A 15,395-nucleotide genomic window follows, 5' to 3' on the forward strand; every position below is an offset into this window, starting at 1 on the left:
CCGTCGCGAAGACCTCGAGCCACCCGGACGCACCCTTCCGGGCCGCGCCGCCCCGCCTCCCGTCCGGCGATCCCGGACCGGCCGCCGCGACGCCCCGCTCGACCACACCCGTGGAAGGACCTTGATCATGGCCGCCAAGCCGAAGCCCCAGCCCTCCGACGACGCCCGCGAGCAGGCCCGCCGGGCCCTGCAGACGTCGATGGACACGCGCCAGTAGGTAACTGGCTGCACCGCATTGCGATCCTTACGGCGGGACGGGCATCATGAGTGTTCATGAGCCCGTCCGCCGAGGTCGCTGACCGTTCGCTGAGCCGGCGCATCGCCGCGCTGGCCCTGCCCGCGCTGGTCGTGCTGGCCGCCGAGCCGCTCTACGTGCTCGTCGACACCGCCGTGGTCGGGCATCTCGGCCGGGTGCCGCTCGCCGCGGTCGCCGTCGGCGGCACGGTGATGTCCCTGGCCGTCTGGTTCGGCACGCTGATGGCGTACGGGACGACCGGGCGCGCCGCCCGCCGGTTCGGTGCCGGCGACCGGGGCGCCGCCGTGGCCGAAGGGGTCCAGGCCTCCTGGCTCGCCCTCGGCACCGGCGTCCTCCTGGTCGTGCTGGCTCAGCTCTTCGCCGGCCCGCTGACCCGCGCCCTCGCGAGCGACCCGCAGGCCGCCGACGCCGCCGCGGGCTGGCTGCGCATCGCCGTGCTCGGCGCGCCCGGCCTCCTGCTGGCCGCGGCCGGCAACGGCTGGATGCGCGGCGTGCAGGACACCCGCCGCCCGCTGTATTACGTGCTCGGCGCCAACGTGCTCTCCGCCGTGCTCTGCCCGGTGCTGGTCTATCCGCTCGGCTGGGGCCTCACCGGCTCGGCCGTCGCCAACGTCGTCGCACAGACCCTCTCCGGCGTGCTGTTCCTCTGGGCCGTCGTGCGGGAGCGGACGCCGCTGCGCCCGGTGCCCTCGGTCATCGGCAACCAGCTGGTCCTCGGCCGCGACCTGCTCATCCGCGGCGCCGCCTTCCAGGCCTGCTGGCTGTCGGCAACGGCGGTGGCCGCGCGGTTCGGGGTGGCGGCGGTCGGCGCCCACCAGATCGCGCTGCAGCTGTGGTTCTTCGCGGCGCTGGCGCTGGACGCCGTCGCGATCGCCGCCCAGTCGCTGGTCGGCGCGGCGCTCGGCGCCGGTGACGAGCCGGCGGCCCGGGAGGTGGCCCGCCGGGTCACGATCGTCGGCGGGCTTGCCGGGCTGGCGTTCGCGGTGCTGGCCGCGGCCGGCGCCGACGTGATCCCCGGCGTCTTCACCGGCGACCGGTCGGTGCACGATCAGGCGGCGGTGGTCTGGCCCTGGTTCGTGGGGATGCTGCCGTTCGCCGGGGTCGTCTACGCCCTCGACGGGGTGATGATCGGGGCCGGCGACGTCGGCTACCTGCGCACGATGACCCTGGTGGGCGCGCTGGGCGGATTCCTGCCGCTCATCTGGCTCGCGTACGCGTTCGACTGGGGTCTTCCGGGGGTCTGGGCGGGCCTCGCGGTGTTCACGCTGGTCCGCCTGGTGGCGCTGCTGATCCGCTGGCGGGGCTCCCGCTGGGCGGTGCTGGGGGTGACCCGGTAGGAGCGGGCGCCGGCGGTCTGGTTGGGTGGTGCGGTGAACGTCGACGGTCTCATCGTGGTGGACAAGCCGGCCGGGATGACCTCCCATGACGTCGTCGCCCGGATCCGGCGGCTGGCGAAGACCCGGCGGGTCGGGCACGGCGGCACCCTGGACCCGATGGCGACCGGGGTGCTGGTGATCGGGGTGAACAAGGCGACCAGGCTGCTCACGTACGTGATCGGCTCCCGCAAGAGCTATCTCGGCACGATCCGGCTGGGCCAGTCGACCGTCACCGACGACGCCGAGGGGGACGTGACCGCGACCGTGCCCGCCGGCCACGTCACCGACGCGGCGATCCGGGACGGGCTGGCCGCCCGGACCGGTGAGATCGATCAGGTGCCGAGCGCGGTCAGCGCCATCAAGGTCAACGGGGAGCGGGCGTACAAGCGGGTCCGCGACGGCGAGCAGGTCGAGCTGGCGGCCCGCCGGGTCACCGTGTACGCCCTCGACGTGCTCGACATCCGCCGCGAGGGCGACATGGTCGACGTCGACGTGGACGTCACCTGCTCGAGCGGCACGTACATCCGGGCCATCGCGCGGGACCTGGGCCGGGCGCTCGGCGTGGGCGGGCACCTGACCGCGCTGCGGCGTACGGCGGTGGGCGGCATGACACTCGACGCGGCCTCGACCCTGGAGCAGCTCGAGGAGCGGGCGCCGGACGTGATCTCGCTGCCGATGGCCGAGGCGGCCCGCAGCGCCTTCCCGCAGCGCGAGGCGACGGCCGAGGAGGCGCGGGTGCTGAGCCACGGCGGTCCGCTGGCGCCGGTCGGCATCGAGGGGCCGTACGCGGTCTTCGATCCGGCCGGTGACCTCCTGGCCGTGGTCTCCGAGCGCGACGGCAAGGCCCGCGCGGAGATCGTCCTGGCCCCGGCCTGAGCCGGCGGCCGTCGCCCGGTGGCCGTCGCCCGGTGGCCGTCGCCCGGTGGCCGTCGCCCGGTGGCCGCCGGCCCGGTGACCGGCGCCCCGCGGCCTGTGACCGGTGCCCCGCGGCCGGTGTCTCGGGGCCGGTGTCCCGGGGCCGGCGGCGGTGTACCGCGGCCGGTGTCCCGTGGCGCGGGCGGGAGTGTCAGCGCGGGGGCAGGTGTTCGGCGACGACCGCGACCAGGTCGGCGGCGGCGTAGGGCTTGTCGAGGAAGCCGTCGCACCCGGCCGCCAGCGCCGCCGCCCGGTCCTGGGGCAGCACGCTCGCCGTGACCGCCACCACCGCCGGCCGGGGGCGGCCGCCGGTCACCGTGCCCGCGGCCAGTTCGCCGGCGAGGGACAGCCCGTTGCCGTCCGGCAGGTTCATGTCCAGCAGCACCAGGTCGACCTGCTCCTCGCCGAGCCGGCTGCGGGCCGCCGCCAGGGTGGGCGCGTCGATGACCCGGGCCTCGCGGACGGCGGCCACCTCCGCGCGGGCGAGGACGGCCTTGACCAGCGTGCGGTTCAGTTCCTCGTCCTCGACCAGCAGGATGCGCGGGCTCGCGGCGGTCACGGTGTCTCCCTGTCCATGTCGGTACGCACGCCGAGCAGCGGCGCGAGCTTCTCGGCGCCGGCCCCGCCGGTCATCGCCGCGGCCATCACGCCGCCCGCCATCGCGGTCGCCACCAGGGACGCGTCGCCGTTCGCCTGGGTGAGGCCGAGCACCGGGGTGTGCCGGGTCGCCGGGTCCTGTTCCATGGCCGCGAGCATGCTGAAGCCGTCCCCGTCGCGCGCCTGCAGGTCGCACACGATGAGGTCGAAGTCGCCCTCGCGGCTCAGCGTCAGCCCGTCGCGGCCGTCGGCGACCGCGACCACGTCGGCCCCGCCGGCGCGCAGCCCGTCCTCGATGGACCGGCGGACCGCGTCGTCGTGATCCACCACGAGCACGCGCGGGGCGTGCCGGTCGGCCAGCGTGCGGGCCAGCGCCCCGAGCAGCGCCGCCTGGTCGACGGGCTTGACGAAGTAGTCGTCGGCGCCGAGCGCGAGGCCCGCCTGCCGCTCGTCGATGATCGTGGCGAAGAACACCGGGATGCCGGCCAGCCGCGCGTCCGCCTTGAGCTGCCGGATCACCTCGAAGCCGTCGATGCCGGGCAGCGCCACGTCCAGCACGATCGCGTCCGGGGGCCGGGCGCCGGCGGCGGTGAGGCCCGCCTCGCCCGTACCGGCGACGTCGACGTGGTAGCCGGCGTGCTCCAGCTGGGTCCGGAGCAGCTCCGCGGCCTGCGGGTCGTCCTCGATCAACAGGACGCGGGCGCGGTCGCCGGGCTCGTCCGGGCCGACCGGGCTGACCACGGGCGCGGCGGGCAACCGTACGGTGAAGGCACTGCCCTCACCCGGCACCGAGACCAGCGAGATCTCCCCGTCGTGGGCCTCGACCAGCCGCCTGGTCAGGGCCAGCCCGAGGCCGGTGCCGGCTCGCTGCCGGTCGGGGTCGCCGACCTGCTGGAACTCCTCGAACACCCGCTCGTGGTCCGCCTCGGCGATGCCCACTCCGGTGTCCGCCACGGTGACCGTCACGTGGTCGCCGCGGTCCGCCGTCGTGACCGTGATCCGGCCGTCCGGCGGGGTGAACTTGATGGCGTTGGAGAGCAGGTTCTCCACGATCTGCCGGAACCGCACCCGGTCGGCGCTCGCGGTGGCCGGCTCGAGCTCCCGGACCACGGTCAGCCCGTTGCTGGTGATCAGCGGGGCCAGCCCGGTGAGCAGTTCCTCGACCGCGGTGTCGGCGCGCAGCGGGGCGAGCCGCAGCTCCAGCCGGCCCGCCTCGACCTTGGCCAGGTCGAGGATGTCGTTGATCAGGCCCAGCAGGTGCCGGCCGCTGGTGTGGATGTGCTCGACCCAGTCCGCCGGTACGCGCCGCCGGTCGCCGTCCGGCTCCTCCAGCCGCATGAGGTCGCTGAAGCCGATGATCGCGTTCAGCGGCGTCCGCAGCTCGTGGCTCATGTTCGCCAGGAACGCGCTCTTGGCCTGGCCGGCCCGGGTCAGCGCCTCCACCGACTCGCTGAGCTCGGCCGCCATCCGGTGCTGGGCCGCCAGCACGGCCTGCCGCTCGGCGAGGACGCCGGCCTGGCCGCCGAGCAGCGCGAGCAGCCGCAGGTCGTCGTCGCTGAACAGGCTCCGGTGCCGGTTGAACAGGAGCACGGCGCCCTCGGCCTCGGGCGGCACCGGCATGCTCAGCACGGTGACGAAGTCGTCGCCCAGGTCGTCGCCGAAGTGCTGGACCAGCGCGGGGTCGCCCTCGCGCAGGCGGGCCGGGCGGCCGGCCCGGATCAGCGCGGTGAGGTCGGCGAACTCGACGTCCTCCAGCGCGCGGACGGCCGGCCCGGCGTACGCGGTGGGCGCGAGCAGGCCGTCCCCGCGGGGCATCAGCACGGCGACCGCGTCGGCGCCGGTCTCCTGCCGCATCATCTCGGCGTACGTCTGCCAGAGCTCGTCGGCCGTGCGGACCCGGGCGCGCAGCAGGCGCTCGGTCACCGACTGGGCGGCGGACGCGGCGAAGGCCCGGCGCAGCCAGCGGGGCGGCGCGAAGGCGAACAGGTAGCCGAGCCCGGAGACCAGGGCCAGGAGCCGGTTGATCGCGCCGGGCAGGCCGCCGAGACCCATCAGCACGATCATCAGGCCGAAGACCATGGTGGCGCCCGCGGCGATGATCAGGCGTGCCCGGTTGGCCCCGGACCGGGTCCGCGCCTTGCCCAGGAGCAGGGCGGCGGCCACCAGCTCGCCGGCCAGGAAGCCGCCCACCGCGAACACGAGCCAGCCGAACGGCCGGTTCTCGTCGGTGAGGATGAGGGACACCGCGCCCGACGTGGAGAGCGCGAGGACGCAGTAGTGCAGGAAGCCCGGCACGGCCCGGAGGCGGCCGGCCAGCCGGACGGTGAGGAACGGCTGCATCGCCAGGAAGGCGAGCGCGGCGGTGTTCATCCACCCGGGGAGGGTCCCGTCGTGGAGCCGGCGTGCGACGTCGATGCAGAACAGGACAGTGCACGGCGCGAAGACGAGGGTGACGTCGCGCTGCAGCGGGTCGCGGCGGCGGAGATAACCCAGGAGCGCCTGCACGAACAGGACGGCGAAGGTGAACTCCGCCGCCAGCAGGGTCGAGGCACTCCAGTTGATGTGCATATCGGGACCAACTGTACCGTTTCAGGCACTCGTGCAGACCGATACTCTTACGCCCGGGGAAGCGAAGGGGAGGGGCGGAAGATGCAGCGGTGGCGCGGGTACGAGGCGGTGCCCGGCGGGCTCGGCCGGTCGGTGGTGACCATCGGCGTCTTCGACGGGGTGCACCGCGGCCACCAGGCGATCATCGGCTACACCGTGAAGCGCGCCCGGGACCTCGGCCTCCAGTCGGTGGTGGTGACGTTCGACCCGCACCCGGCCGAGGTGGTCCGGCCCGGATCCCATCCGGCCGTGCTCACCGAGCCGGTCCGCAAGGCCGAGCTGATCGAGCAGCTCGGCGTCGACGTGCTCTGCGTGGTGCCGTTCACGCCCGCGTTCTCCCAGCTCAGCCCCGAGGCCTTCGTGCACGACGTGCTGGTGGACGCGCTGCACGCGGCCGTCGTCGTGGAGGGGGACAACTTCCGCTTCGGCCACAAGGCCGCCGGTGACCCGCCGCTGCTGGCCAAGCTCGGGCGCACCTTCGGCTTCACCGTCGAGGAGGCGCCGCTGGTGACCGAGGACGGGCTGGTGTTCTCGTCCACGTACATCCGCAGCTGCGTCGACGCCGGGGACGTCCGGGCCGCGGCCGACGCGCTCGGCCGCCCGCACCGCCTGGCCGGCGTCGTGGTCCGCGGCGACCAGCGGGGGCGCGAGCTCGGCTTCCCCACGGCCAACCTGATGTGCCATCGGTACGCCGCCATCCCGGCCGACGGCGTCTACGCGGCCCGGCTGATCCGGGGCGGGGACCAGGGTGGCGCGCTGCCGGTGTCGGTCTCGATCGGCACCAACCCGACGTTCTCCGGCCGGGAGCGGCGGGTCGAGGCGTACGTGCTCGACTTCTCGGGGGACCTCTACGGCGAGCGGGTCAGCCTGGACTTCGTCGCGCACCTGCGGGAACAGCGCGTATACACGAGCATCGAGCCGTTGGTGGCCCAGATCAGGCAGGACGTGGAGGAGACCCGGGCGCTCCTGGCTTAAGGGGCTGGTAAGGTGGGTTCGGATCGGCTTATCCGGTCCACGGTCCCGCCTGCCTGCCCGACGCCGCGGGCCGCGGGGATACCGACCCCACCGGCAACACAGAATCACGGAGAACATGGCGCTCGATCAAGAGACCAAGACCAAGATCATGACCGAGTACGCGACCCTGGAGGGCGACACCGGCTCTCCCGAGGTTCAGGTCGCGATGCTCACCAAGCGGATCGCCGACCTCACCGAGCACCTCAAGGTGCACAAGCACGACCACCACAGCCGTCGTGGTCTGCTGCTGCTGGTGGGTCGTCGCCGTCGCCTGCTGAACTACGTACAGAAGAAGGACATCGCGCGCTACCGGACGCTGATCGAGCGTCTCGGCCTGCGCCGCTGATCTGACGGGGGAGTGGCCGGACGGCCGCTCCCCCGAGTTTCACCCACGGACCCGCGCGGCCGCAGTCAAGACGGCACCGGTCCTCGGTAGTGGTTCCCGGGCCGAACTCCCGGGCACTTCGATCGAAGACCGGCCACGCTGTAACCGCGCTGTAGAGACCGCCGGGTCCTCGACGAAGGAGTACCGCACCACATGACAGAGCAGAAAGCTCTCGGCACCGAAACTCGCACCGCCGTCATCGACAACGGATCGTTCGGCACCCGCGAGATCGTCTTCTCCACCGGCCGCCTGGCCAAGCAGGCCGCCGGCTCGGTCATCGTCCAGCTCGGCGAGACCACGGTCCTGTCGGCCACCACGGCCGGCAAGACGCCCAAGGAGCACTTCGACTTCTTCCCGCTCACGGTGGACGTCGAGGAGCGGATGTACGCCGCCGGCCGCATCCCCGGCTCGTTCTTCCGCCGCGAGGGCCGCCCGAGCGAGGACGCCATCCTCACCTGCCGCCTGATCGACCGGCCGCTGCGCCCGTCGTTCACCAAGGGCCTGCGCAACGAGGTCCAGGTCGTCGAGACCGTGCTGGCGCTCGACCCGCAGCACCCGTACGACGTCGTCGCCATGAACGGCGCCTCGATGTCGACGAAGCTCTCCGGCCTGCCCTTCAGCGGCCCGGTCGGCTCGACCCGCATCGCCCACGTCGAGGGCCAGTGGGTCGCCTTCCCGACCCTCGACGAGCTCGAGCGCGCCACCTTCGACATGGTGGTCGCCGGCCGGGTCACGGCCGACGGCGACGTCGCGATCATGATGGTCGAGGCCGAGGCCACCCCGCACGCGATCAAGCTGATCCAGGCCGGCGCCGCCGCGCCGACCGAGGAGGTCGTCGCCAGCGGGCTCGAGGCCGCCAAGCCCGCCATCCGCGAGCTGTGCCGCGCGCAGAGCGAGCTGGCCGAGGTCGCCGCGAAGCCGGTCCAGGACTTCCCGGTCTTCCTCGACTACCAGGACGACGTCTACTCGGCGGTCGTGGAGGCCGTCCGCGAGGAGACCGCCGAGGCCCTGAAGATCGCCGCCAAGCAGGAGCGCGAGGAGGCCCTCGACCGGGTCAAGGCCAAGGCGCACGAGCTGCTCGACGAGCGGTTCGAGGGCCGGGAGAAGGAGATCAGCGCGGCGTTCCGCTCGGTCACCAAGTCCGAGGTCCGCCAGCGGGTGCTGCGCGAGCAGGTCCGCATCGACGGCCGCGGCCCGCGCGACATCCGCCCGCTGACCGCCGAGGTCGGCATCCTCCCGCGGGTGCACGGCTCGGCGCTGTTCGAGCGCGGCGAGACCCAGATCATGGGCGTCACCACGCTGAACATGCTGCGCATGGAGCAGGCGCTGGACACCCTCGCGCCCGAGAAGTCCAAGCGCTACATGCACAACTACAACTTCCCGCCGTACTCGACCGGTGAGACCGGCCGGGTGGGCTCGCCGAAGCGCCGCGAGATCGGCCACGGCGCGCTGGCCGAGCGGGCCCTGGTGCCCGTGCTGCCGTCGCGCGAGGAGTTCCCGTACGCGATCCGCCAGGTCTCCGAGGCGCTGGGCTCCAACGGCTCCACCTCGATGGGCTCGGTCTGCGCCTCGACGCTGGCGCTGCTCAGCGCCGGTGTGCCGCTGAAGGCGCCGGTCGCCGGCATCGCCATGGGCCTCATCTCCGACGAGGTCGACGGCAAGACCCAGTACGTCGCGCTGACCGACATCCTGGGCGCCGAGGACGCGTTCGGCGACATGGACTTCAAGGTCGCCGGCACCAGCGAGTTCGTCACCGCGCTGCAGCTCGACACCAAGCTCGACGGCATCCCGTCGGACGTGCTCGCGTCCGCGCTGCAGCAGGCGCACGACGCCCGCGCGACGATCCTGGGCGTCATGGAGCAGGCCATCAACAGCCCTGCCGAGATGTCCGAGTACGCGCCGCGGGTCACCAGCGTGAAGATCCCGGTCGACAAGATCGGCATGGTCATCGGCCCCAAGGGCCAGACGATCAACGCGATCCAGGACGAGACCGGCGCCGACATCTCCATCGAGGACGACGGCACGATCTACGTCGGCGCGACCAACGGCCCGGCGGCCGAGGCGGCGGTGGAGCGGATCAACGCCATCGCCAACCCGACGCTGCCGAAGGTCGGCGACAAGTTCCTCGGCACGGTGGTGAAGACGGCCGCGTTCGGCGCGTTCATCTCGCTGCTGCCCGGCCGCGACGGCCTGCTGCACATCTCCAAGGTGGGCGACGGCAAGCGCGTCGAGAAGGTCGAGGACTTCCTCAACGTCGGCGACAAGGTCGAGGTCTCGATCGCGGACATCGACAACCGCGGCAAGATCTACCTCGACAAGGTCCGCCCCGAGGGCGAGGCCGCCCCCGAGGGCGCCGCGCCGGCCGCGTCGGACAAGCCCCGCGAGGAGCGCGCTCCCCGCGGAGACCGTGGCGACCGCGGCGGCGAAGGCGGCGGCGAGCCCCGTCGTCGCCGGTCCCGGCCCAGCGGTGACCGCGGCGGCGACCGCGGCTAAGTCACCACATGACAGCGAATGACCGCGGGCCGGCCGAAAGGCCGGCCCGCGTTATCACCAGGACCCTGCACGACGGCGTACGCAGAACCGTCCTGCCCAGCGGTCTGCGCATCATCACCGAGGCGATCCCCACCACCCGCAGCGCCTCCCTCGGCGTGTGGGTGGGCGTCGGATCCCGCGACGAGACGCCCGCGCTGTCGGGCGCCTCGCACTTCCTCGAGCACCTGCTCTTCAAGGGCACCGAGAAGCGGACGGCGCTGGACATCTCCGCGCAGATCGAGGCTGTCGGCGGGGAGACCAACGCCTTCACCACGAAGGAATACACCTGCTACTACGCGCGGGTGCTCGACGCCGACCTGCCGCTCGCGGTGGACGTGCTCTGCGACGCGGTCGCCAACTCGGTGCTCGACCCGGCCGACGTGGAGACCGAACGCGGGGTGATCCTCGAAGAGATCGCCATGCACGACGACGAGCCCGGCGACGAGGTGCACGACGTCTTCACCGAGGCGATCTTCGGCGCGGGCACGGCGCTCGGCCGGCTGATCTCCGGCACCGAGGCGACCATCTCGCCGATGACCCGGAGCCAGATCAACCGCTTCTACCGGACGCGCTACAAGGCGCCGCAGATCGTCATCACCGCCGCCGGCAACCTCGACCACGGCAAGGTCGTCCGGCTGATCCGCGCGGCGCTGGCCGGCACCCCGCTCGACACCCCGGGCGCGCCGGCGGCGGTCCGCGACGGCTCCCGCCGGCACCGGATCAAGCCGCCCACCACTGTGGTCCGCAACCGCGACACCGAGCAGGCGCACCTGGTGCTCGGCTGCGAGGGCCTCGGCCGCGACGACGAGCGCCGCTTCGCGCAGGGCGTGCTCAACAACGTCCTCGGCGGCGGCATGTCGAGCCGGCTGTTCCAGGAGATCCGGGAGAAGCGCGGCCTCGCGTACTCGGTCTACTCGTACGGCAGCCAGTACGCCGACGCCGGCGTCTTCGCGGTCTACGCCGGCTGCGCCCCCGGCAAGGCCGAGGAGGTCCTGGCGCTGATCCGGGCCGAGCTGGCCGTGGTCGCCGCCGAGGGCGTCACCGCCGCCGAGCTGGCCCGGGGCAAGGGCATGGCCAAGGGCACGTACGTCCTGGGCCTGGAGGACACCGGCTCGCGGATGAGCCGGCTGGCCAAGTCGGAGCTGCTCTACGGCGACCTGATGAGCGTCGACGAGCTGCTGACCCGGGTCGACGCGGTCACCCTCGACGAGGTCAACGCGCTCGCCGCCGAGCTGCTCACCCGCCCGATGTCACTGGCCGTGGTCGGCCCGTTCGACGACGGCGCATTTCCGTCCGCCCGCTAGCCTGGGACGCCGTGACCACCCTCAGCCCCCCGCCCGCCGTCGACGAACCGGTCGCGGCCGACCGCCGCAAGCGCCGCATCGTCGGCATGCTCGTGTGGGCGGCGCTGTTCGCGGCCGGCACGTACGTCATCGGCGTGCCGACCAGCGACCCGCTGATCGCGTTCGGCTGGCTGTGGCTGGCCACCATCGCGTGGCGCAGCGACCTGCCCTGGCGGCAGCACCTGCTGTTCCTGCGCGACTGGCTGCCGATCTCGCTGCTGCTGGTCGTCTACAACGTCTCCCGCGGGTACGCCGACGACCTGTTCGCCCCGCACGTCACCGAGCTGATCCACGCCGACGAGTGGATGTTCGGCTGGTTCACCGGCGGCGAGGTCCCCACGGTCTGGCTCCAGCAGCACCTGTACCGGCCGGACGCGGTGCAGTGGTGGGAGGTCGCGGTCTCCCTCGTGTACGTGTCGCACTTCCTGGCCGTACCGACGGTCGGGGTGATCCTCTGGCTGCGCCGGCGCGAGCAGTGGGGGCGGTTCATGCGCCGCTGGTTCACGCTGAGCGTGGCGGGGCTGATCACGTACTTCCTGTATCCGGCCGCGCCGCCGTGGTGGGCGTCGCTGCACGGGCAGCTCCCCGAGCACGTCGAGCGCATCTCCACCAACGGGTGGAACGCGATCGGCCTGCACAGCGCCGGCAACACCCTGAACGCGCTGCAGGTCGAGGCGTCGAATCCGGTCGCGGCCATGCCGTCGCTGCACACCGCGTACGCGATGATGGCCGTCGCCTTCTTCCTGCCGGTGGTGGCGCGGCGGTGGTGGCCGGTGCTGCTCGCGTACCCGCTGGCGATGACCTTCACGCTGGTGTACTCGGGCGAGCACTACGTGATCGACGTGCTGGTCGGGTGGGCGTACGTGGCGGGGGTGTTCGCCCTGGTGGGCGCCGCCGAGCGGTGGTGGCGCAACCGCCGCTCCGGGGTGCAGTAAGTTGGCGGCGTGACTGACGAGCGTGCAACGATCCGGGTCGGCGTCCTCGGCGCCCGCGGCCGCATGGGCCTCGAGGTGTGCAAGGCGGTGCGGGCCGCCGACGACCTCGACCTGGTGGCGGCGATCGACCAGGGCGACGATCTCGAGGTCGCGGCCGGCGCCGAGGTCCTCGTGGACTTCACCACCCCCGACGCGGTCATGGCGAACCTGCGCTGGGCGATCGACCGGGGCGTGCACGTCGTCGTCGGCACCAGCGGCTTCAGCGAGCAGCGGCTCGAGCAGGTGCGTTCCTGGCTCGCGGACAAGCCCGGCACCGGCGTGCTGATCGCCCCCAACTTCGGCATCGGCGCGGTGCTGATGATGCAGTTCGCGGCCCGCGCGGCCCGCTACTTCGAGTCGGCCGAGATCATCGAGCAGCACCACCCGCGCAAGCTGGACGCGCCGAGCGGCACCGCGACGCACACCGCGCGGCTGATCGGCGCGGCCCGCGCGGAGGCGGGGCTCGCGGCGATGCCCGACGCCACCAAGGAGGAGATGTCCGGCGCCCGCGGCACCGACATCGACGGGGTGCGGGTCCATGCGGTGCGGGCCGCGGGCCTGGTCGCCCACCAGGAAGTTCTCTTCGGTACGCAGGGAGAGACGCTCACCATCCGGCACGACAGCCTGGACCGCGTCTCGTTCATGCCCGGTGTGCTGCTGGCCGTGCGGGCGGTGCCGGAGCGCCCCGGCCTCACCGTCGGCCTCGACCCGCTACTCGACTGACAGGGTCGCCGGGAGCCCGGAGATCGTCGCGCCGTTCGCGTCGGCGGTGACCTCGACGGGTGTTCCGGCGATCACCAGGCCGGTGGCGGTGACCGTACCGAAGGGCAGGCCCGGCAGCGGAGCCAGGCGCACCCGGCCGCCCGGCACGTCCGGCTCCAGCCCCAGCACCGCCCGCAGCATCAGCACCGCCGCCGCGGCGGACCAGGCCTGCGGGTGGCAGGCCGCCGGATAGGGCATCGGCCTGCTCAAGGCCGTACGCGAATCCCCGGAATGCAGCTCGGGAAGCCGGTAGCCGAACGCCTCGGCCGCGGTGAGCAGGCCGTCGATCAGGTGCGCCGCCCCGGCGCCGAAGCCGGCGCGGGCCATGCCGGCGGCGACGATCGCGGTGTCGTGCGTCCAGACCGAACCGCAGTGGTACGACAAGGGGTGGAAGCCGCCGTCCTCCGCGGACATCGTGCGCAGGCCGTAGCCGCCGGCCATCGCCTCCGACGTGAGCGCCGCGACGACCGACCGCTCCTCCTCCGCGTCGAGCAGACCGGTGCCGAGCAGGTGCCCGATGTTGCTGGTCAGCGAGTCGACCGGGCGCTGATCCCGGTCCAGGGCGAGCGCCGGGTAGCCGCCGTCGGCCCAGAACCGCTCCCGGAACCGTGCGGCGAGGGCGGCGGCGTACTCCCGCCAGCGGTCGCCGCCCGGCCGGTCGAAGGCGTCGAGCAGCGCGGCCGCGTCGACGGCGGCCCGGTAGGCATAGCCCTGCACCTCGGCCAGGGCGATCGGCGGCTCGGCCACCCGCCCGTCGCGGAAGCGGATCGCGTCGCCGGAGTCCTTCCAGCCCTGATTGGCCAGGCCCTGCCCGCCGGCGTCCCGGTAGGCGAGGAAGCCGTCCTGCGCGGCGAGCCAGCCCAGCGCCGCCTCGAGATGCGGGAGAAGCCCTTCGACGCGGCCGGCGGGCAGACCCCAGCGCCACGCGTCGTGCAGCAGGCTGATCCACAGCGGCGTCGCGTCGATCGTCCCGTAGTACGCGGCCGGCAGGCGCAGCCCAGAACCGGGCAGATGCAGGTCCCGCCGGCGCAGCTCGTGCATGATCTTGCCGGGCGCCTCGCCGGAGACCGGATCGGTGCGGGTGCCCTGCCGGCGGGCGAGGACCCGCAGCGTGCCGTCCGCCGGGCCGACGCCCAGGGGCAGCAGCATGCGGGCCGCCCAGAGGCTGTCGCGCCCGAAGAGGGTGAGATACCACGGCACCCCCGCACCCAGGAACGTCTCGCCGTCCAGGGTCAGCCGCAGCGCGCGCAGGTCGTCGAGGGAGCGGGCGACGAGCCGGCCCAGCCGCCGGTCGCCGGACTCCACGCGGGCCGGGTGCCAGTCGTGGGCGCGGACGGGGGCGTGGACGGCGGCGGAGGGGTCGCTCACGCGTACGGTCACCGTCACGGTCCGGGTCTCGCCCGCCGCGAGCGTCACCGCCCAGCTCAACCGGGAGCCGTCGGCGCTGCCGTCGTGGGTGACCGACACCGTCGTGCCGTCGCGGCCCCAGGAAAGCGAGCCGTCCGCCGCCTCCCGGACCGCCGGCGCCGGGCCGGTGCCGCCCGAGCGCACCACCTCCAGCGGGGTGGCGTCGGCCCCCAGATCGAGGGTGACCGCGCTGGTCACCGGCGTCGCCGCGGCCAGGGTGACGCGCTCCACGGCGACCCCCGGCAGCAGGCTGCGGGTGCGGGTCACCCGCAGCGCCGGCTCCCCGTGACCGCGGTCGAGGGCGACGAAATGCGTGGTGCCGGCGCCGTCCGGGGCGTGCCCGATCGGCTCCGGCTCGCGGCCGTCGAGCCGCAGCACCGCCTCGGCCAGCACCCGCACGTCGGCGTGGAAGACGCCCTGCACCCCGCTCGCCCGGATCTGGCCGTCCGCCCCGCCCAGCGCCGAGGTCGGCGCGGCGAGGGTGACGACGAGGTCGTGCAGCAGCGGCTGCATGACCTAGGGCTGATCGAGGGCGACGTGCAGCCGGAGCTGGTTGACCAGCATGTCGTCGACGTCCAGGGCCCGGGCGGCGCCGTCGGGCTCCCACCCGGTCGCGCCGAGGAACTTCTTCATCACGTCGTCCGCGTCGTACGCCCAGGCCACCGCGGAGGCGAAGCCGTCCTCGCGCCACAGGTCGACGGTCGCGGCCAGCAGCCGGCTGCCGTGCCCCCGCCGGCCCCAGCGCGGCTCGACCAGCACGTCGGTGATCGCCGCGACGGAATCCGGAAGCGGCGGCTCCTCCGGCGCCAGCGCCTGCTCGTCGGCGGGCCCGGAAGCGGCGAAACCGACCACCGTCTGCGCCGACTCGCTCTGCTCCACGGCGATCAGCACCCGGTGCCGCGGCGACGGGGGCGCCTCGATCGCCTCGCTCCAGCCCCGGGCCAGATACGCCTCGTCCAGGTTGGCGAGCACGTGCGCCGGGAACATCCGCCGGTAGGCGGTGCGCCACGTCGCCAACTGGATGCGCGCGATCTCACCGGCGTCCTCGGGACGGGCCGGACGGACGAAGCCGAGTGCCATGCCCGGCAGCCTACAGAGGCCGCGGCGGGAGGATTTTTGTCGTACCCGTGGGCTAGACGAGTAGTTCCGATGTCAGGGGTCGATGTCTTGGGTACGAAGGGAGGGTGTCCAAGATCGTGTTGTGACGCAAGACCTGGACACCCTCTT

General features: G+C 73.4%; 12 protein-coding genes. 8 read left to right on the plus strand and 4 right to left on the minus strand.

The window, feature by feature from the left end; all coding sequences use genetic code 11:
- The first annotated feature begins 273 nt into the window (after nucleotides 1-273).
- Both CLV70_RS36195 and truB read left to right on the plus strand, forming a co-directional pair.
- On the plus strand, nucleotides 274-1,593 hold the full coding sequence (locus tag CLV70_RS36195; protein WP_106131147.1) for an MATE family efflux transporter: 1,320 nt from the start codon (nucleotides 274-276) through the stop codon (nucleotides 1,591-1,593).
- Nucleotides 1,594-1,626: 33 nt separating this feature from the next.
- Nucleotides 1,627-2,508 (plus strand): tRNA pseudouridine(55) synthase TruB, encoded by an 882-nt coding sequence (gene truB, locus CLV70_RS36200; RefSeq protein ID WP_106131134.1) that lies wholly within the window; start codon nucleotides 1,627-1,629, stop codon nucleotides 2,506-2,508.
- Between the two features lie 190 nt (nucleotides 2,509-2,698).
- Here truB and CLV70_RS36205 read toward each other — a convergent pair whose 3' ends face one another.
- Both CLV70_RS36205 and CLV70_RS36210 read right to left on the minus strand, forming a co-directional pair.
- A complete protein-coding gene (locus CLV70_RS36205) occupies nucleotides 2,699-3,106 on the minus strand; it encodes a response regulator (protein WP_106131135.1) in 408 nt (135 codons plus the stop codon).
- A complete protein-coding gene (locus tag CLV70_RS36210; RefSeq protein ID WP_106131136.1) occupies nucleotides 3,103-5,712 on the minus strand; it encodes a response regulator in 2,610 nt (869 codons plus the stop codon). Before CLV70_RS36210 ends, CLV70_RS36205 begins: the two co-directional genes overlap by 4 nt.
- Before the next feature lie 81 nt (nucleotides 5,713-5,793).
- On the opposite strand from CLV70_RS36210, the gene CLV70_RS36215 reads away from it, so the two are divergent.
- The 6 genes from CLV70_RS36215 (at nucleotide 5,794) to dapB (ending at nucleotide 12,722) form a co-directional block, all read left to right on the plus strand.
- A complete protein-coding gene (locus CLV70_RS36215) occupies nucleotides 5,794-6,726 on the plus strand; it encodes a bifunctional riboflavin kinase/FAD synthetase (RefSeq protein WP_106131137.1) in 933 nt (310 codons plus the stop codon).
- Nucleotides 6,727-6,841: 115 nt separating this feature from the next.
- On the plus strand, nucleotides 6,842-7,111 hold the full coding sequence (rpsO, locus tag CLV70_RS36220; protein ID WP_023561775.1) for a 30S ribosomal protein S15: 270 nt from the start codon (nucleotides 6,842-6,844) through the stop codon (nucleotides 7,109-7,111).
- A 192-nt stretch (nucleotides 7,112-7,303) separates the two neighbouring features.
- A complete protein-coding gene (locus CLV70_RS36225; RefSeq protein ID WP_106131138.1) occupies nucleotides 7,304-9,643 on the plus strand; it encodes a polyribonucleotide nucleotidyltransferase in 2,340 nt (779 codons plus the stop codon).
- Between the two features lie 8 nt (nucleotides 9,644-9,651).
- The gene (locus CLV70_RS36230) at nucleotides 9,652-10,986 is read left to right on the plus strand and encodes a M16 family metallopeptidase (RefSeq protein ID WP_106131139.1); all 1,335 of its coding nucleotides are present in this window, start codon (nucleotides 9,652-9,654) and stop codon (nucleotides 10,984-10,986) included.
- A gap of 86 nt (nucleotides 10,987-11,072) precedes the next feature.
- Nucleotides 11,073-11,960 (plus strand): phosphatase PAP2 family protein, encoded by an 888-nt coding sequence (locus CLV70_RS36235; RefSeq protein ID WP_106131148.1) that lies wholly within the window; start codon nucleotides 11,073-11,075, stop codon nucleotides 11,958-11,960.
- A gap of 9 nt (nucleotides 11,961-11,969) precedes the next feature.
- On the plus strand, nucleotides 11,970-12,722 hold the full coding sequence (gene dapB / locus CLV70_RS36240) for a 4-hydroxy-tetrahydrodipicolinate reductase (RefSeq protein WP_106131140.1): 753 nt from the start codon (nucleotides 11,970-11,972) through the stop codon (nucleotides 12,720-12,722).
- On the opposite strand, the gene CLV70_RS36245 is transcribed toward dapB, so the two are convergent.
- On the minus strand, nucleotides 12,711-14,681 hold the full coding sequence (locus tag CLV70_RS36245) for a glycogen debranching N-terminal domain-containing protein (protein WP_106131141.1): 1,971 nt from the start codon (nucleotides 14,679-14,681) through the stop codon (nucleotides 12,711-12,713). The genes dapB and CLV70_RS36245 overlap by 12 nt on opposite strands.
- 3 nt (nucleotides 14,682-14,684) lie before the next feature.
- Entirely contained in the window at nucleotides 14,685-15,248 is a 564-nt protein-coding gene (locus tag CLV70_RS36250; RefSeq protein ID WP_106131142.1) for a GNAT family N-acetyltransferase, read from the minus strand.
- Nucleotides 15,249-15,395: the final 147 nt, after the last annotated feature.

Origin of the sequence: Pseudosporangium ferrugineum (genome assembly GCF_003002065.1) — a bacterium.
Classification (GTDB): Bacteria; Actinomycetota; Actinomycetes; order Mycobacteriales; family Micromonosporaceae; genus Actinoplanes; species Actinoplanes ferrugineus_A.

What these genes read in the sequence shown, in the direction of transcription:
- CLV70_RS36250 (WP_106131142.1), bottom strand. Translation starts at nt 15,248, where the DNA reads ATGGCACTCGGCTTCGTCCGTCCGGCCCGTCCCGAGGACGCCGGTGAG.
- CLV70_RS36195 (WP_106131147.1), top strand. Translation starts at nt 274, where the DNA reads ATGAGCCCGTCCGCCGAGGTCGCTGACCGTTCGCTGAGCCGGCGCATC.
- CLV70_RS36235 (WP_106131148.1), top strand. Translation starts at nt 11,073, where the DNA reads ATGCTCGTGTGGGCGGCGCTGTTCGCGGCCGGCACGTACGTCATCGGC.
- CLV70_RS36210 (WP_106131136.1), bottom strand. Translation starts at nt 5,712, where the DNA reads ATGCACATCAACTGGAGTGCCTCGACCCTGCTGGCGGCGGAGTTCACC.
- CLV70_RS36225 (WP_106131138.1), top strand. Translation starts at nt 7,304, where the DNA reads ATGACAGAGCAGAAAGCTCTCGGCACCGAAACTCGCACCGCCGTCATC.
- CLV70_RS36215 (WP_106131137.1), top strand. Translation starts at nt 5,794, where the DNA reads ATGCAGCGGTGGCGCGGGTACGAGGCGGTGCCCGGCGGGCTCGGCCGG.
- rpsO (WP_023561775.1), top strand. Translation starts at nt 6,842, where the DNA reads ATGGCGCTCGATCAAGAGACCAAGACCAAGATCATGACCGAGTACGCG.
- CLV70_RS36230 (WP_106131139.1), top strand. Translation starts at nt 9,652, where the DNA reads ATGACAGCGAATGACCGCGGGCCGGCCGAAAGGCCGGCCCGCGTTATC.
- CLV70_RS36245 (WP_106131141.1), bottom strand. Translation starts at nt 14,681, where the DNA reads ATGCAGCCGCTGCTGCACGACCTCGTCGTCACCCTCGCCGCGCCGACC.